This is a genomic window from Caballeronia sp. (assembly GCF_049581465.1).
GTDB lineage: Bacteria > Pseudomonadota > Gammaproteobacteria > Burkholderiales > Burkholderiaceae > Caballeronia.
In genome coordinates, this window is sequence record NZ_JBAUSA010001195.1 from 1 (window position 1) to 3,109 (window position 3,109).

Annotated in this window: 3 protein-coding genes; all 3 read right to left on the bottom strand. The window is 60.8% G+C overall.

Annotation, left to right across the window (positions count from 1 at the left end):
• Nucleotides 1-14 precede the first annotated feature (14 nt).
• Complete coding sequence (gene maiA, locus WCA53_RS29215; RefSeq protein ID WP_423919357.1) at nucleotides 15-701, bottom strand: maleylacetoacetate isomerase; 687 nt, start codon at nucleotides 699-701, stop codon at nucleotides 15-17.
• A 13-nt stretch (nucleotides 702-714) separates the two neighbouring features.
• Entirely contained in the window at nucleotides 715-1,983 is a 1,269-nt protein-coding gene (gene fahA / locus WCA53_RS29220) for a fumarylacetoacetase (RefSeq protein ID WP_423919360.1), read from the bottom strand.
• 22 nt (nucleotides 1,984-2,005) lie between these two features.
• The coding region (hmgA, locus tag WCA53_RS29225) for a homogentisate 1,2-dioxygenase (protein WP_423919363.1) at nucleotides 2,006-3,109 on the bottom strand (1,104 nt) is incomplete at its 5' end.

A 3,109-nucleotide genomic window follows, 5' to 3' on the forward strand; every position in this document is an offset into this window, starting at 1 on the left:
TTTGTGAGTCGACCTTACGTCGCCGCATCTGGTTGCTTGCTGGGATGCGCGTTGCGGAAGGCCAGCAACGCGTTGCAGGCGGCGTCAATCGCTAGCAGACGCGGGAATTCAGAAAGATCGACTTCGAACCGACGTGCATTGAACAGTTGAGGTACCAGACAACAGTCTGCCAACGTGGGTTGATCGCCATGGCAGAAACGCCTCTTCGAACCCATGTCCGCCAGCAAGGCTTCCAGCGCCTGCAGCCCAACCTTCATCCAGTGGCGCATCCATCCTAGCCGTGTGGCCTCGTCGGCATGCAACTCGCGCTCCAGATATTTCAGAACCCGCGGATTGTTGAGCGGGTGGATGTCACAAGCGATCGATAGCGCCAGCTGCCTCACCTCTGCGCGCGCTAAAGGTGTGGCCGGCAGCAAAGGCGGTTTGGGGTGGCATTCGTCGAGGTATTCGATGATGGCCAGCGATTGACGGATGATCCGACCGTCCTCGCGGTAGCTGGGCACGAGCCCGAAGGGATTGACCGCGCGGTATTCCGGTTGATGCTGCTGTCCGCCGTCACGAAGCAGGTGAACGGGCACAGCTCGGTAGCCGAGACCCTTCAGGTTGAGGGCTATGCGCACCCGATACGCCGCAGAACTGCGGAAGTACGTGTAGAGGACGCGATCTGCGACCGTGGCTTCCCGTTTGGTGGAGTCTCTCATTGGTACTCCATCTCTATGCCAGGACGGTGCCACGGACCTCGCCGAGACCAATGCGAACCGCGCCGGGGCGTTCGCACCAGCCGCGCAGAATCAGCGTGTCGCCGTCCTCCAGGAAGGTCCGCTGCTCGCCGTTGGCCAGCGTGACGGACTCCCTGCCGCCCTTCGTCAATTCGAGCAATGAGCCGGCTTCGCCGGCAGCGGGACCCGACAATGTACCGGAACCAAGCAGATCGCCGGACTGGAGATTGCAGCCATTGACGGTGTGATGCGTCAGCAGTTGAGCCGCCGTCCAGTAGGCGGCGGTGCCGGCGTTGCCCAGCGTCAGGCGTTCGGGTGCGAGGCCGGCCTTGGCCATGCGCTCCGTCAGTATCAGGACTTCAAGCATGATGTCGAACAGACCTGCCTTGCGATTAAAGTCGCCGTCCAGATAAGGAAGCGGCTGCGGGTCGCCTTCCGGACGCGTCAGTGGCGCGCGGAAGGGCGCCAGTGCTTCGGTCGTGACCAACCACGGCGAGACGGTTGACGCGAAGTTCTTCGACAGGAACGGGCCGAGTGGCTGGTACTCCCAAGCCTGGATGTCGCGTGCCGACCAGTCGTTGAGCAATGTCATCCCGAACAGATGATCCTCGGCATCTTCGATGGAGACAGGTTCCCCCAGTTCGTTGCCGCGGCCGACGAAATAGCCAAGTTCCAGTTCGTAGTCCAGTCTTCGGCTGGGACCGAAGGTCGGTTGCACGGCATCTGGCGCCCTTGTCTGACCGCGCGGCCGCCGGAACGTCTGGCCGCTCACGCGGATGGACGAGGACCGACCGTGATAGCCGATGGGCACCCATTTGTAGTTCGGCATCAGCGGCTGGTCAGGCCGGAACAGCTTGCCGACGGACGTGGCATGGTGAATCCCCGTGTAGAAATCCGTGTAGTCTCCGATCCGGCAAGGCACTGCCATCTCCGCCGCGCTTTGCGGGGTGAGCAGCTTCGACCATGCCTGCTGTTGCGCGCTGCCCTGCGCTAACCCTCGAGAAATGGCGCGACGCAAACATCGTCGCGCTGCCGTATCGAGTGCCATCAACGCGTTCATGTCCGGGCTGTCGATCAGGCGTGTGCCTTGCAAATCCAGGATCTGGTCGCCAATTGCGACACCGATCTTGAAGTCCTCGTCCGCGCCAATGTGTCGATAGCGACCCAATGGAAGATTCTGGATCGGGAAATCGCTTCCCGGCTGGTTTGCCTGCGCCACCCAACTCATAAGAGTCGGGTCGTGTGATTCATTGAGCAATGACATGTGATATCTCCATTGTGTGTACTCAGACCTGCGCCGGGTTGAAATGCTTTTTCAAGCCTTGCCAGCATCGGTAGTACTCACTTTGCAATTGGGACGATTCGAGCGCGTAGCGCGTCGGTCGGATGACTGCAGGCGTTTCGAACATGAACGCCATGGTGTTCGTGATGTGGTCTGGCCGAGTCGTGTCAGCTGCGCTCGCCTTGGCGAAGGTATCGGCGTCCGGACCGTGCCCGCTCATGCAATTGTGAAGCGACGCACCACCTGGCGCGAAGCCTTCAGCCTTCGCGTCATACGCGCCATGAATCAGGCCCATGAACTCGCTCGCGAAGTTGCGGTGAAACCACGGAGGACGAAAAGTGTTTTCCATCGACAGCCAACGCGGCGGGAAAATGACGAAGTCGATGGCGTCGACGCCCGGCGTATCGGTGGGGGACTGGAGCACCAGAAAAATGGACGGATCGGGATGATCGTAGCTGATCGAACCGATCGTGTTGAAGCGGCGCAGGTCGTATTTGTACGGCGCATAGTTGCCGTGCCACGCGACCACGTCGAGCGGGGAATGGTCAATTTGAGCGCGCCAGAGACTGCCTTCAAATTTCGCGACCAGTTCGAACTCGCCTTCACGGTCTTCGTAGGACGCCACCGGCGTAAGAAAGTCGCGCGGATTAGCCAGTCCGTTGGAGCCGATCACGCCGAGGTCCGGTAGCTTGAACAGCGCACCATAGTTTTCGCAAACGTAGCCGCGCGCCTCGCCATCTGGCAATTCCACGCGAAAACGTACGCCTCGCGGGATGACAACGATTTCCTGCGGCTCGACCTCCAGCAGACCCAATTCGGTTGCCACGCGCAGCCGCCCTTGCTGCGGCACGATGAGCAACTCGCCGTCGGCGTTGTAGAAGAAACGGTTGGTCATGGAGTAGTTTGCGGCATACAGGTGGATACCGCATCCGCTCCCTACGGCGGGCGCGCCGTTGCCCGCCATGGTCACCAGGCTCGATACGAAATCGGTTGGTGCATCGGGCATCGGCAAGGGATCCCAGCGCAACTGATTAGGCGGTGTCGGTACTTCGTCGAAGCGGCTCAGCAGGCACGCGTTCTCGATACGCTCGAACGGCAAGTGCATGGC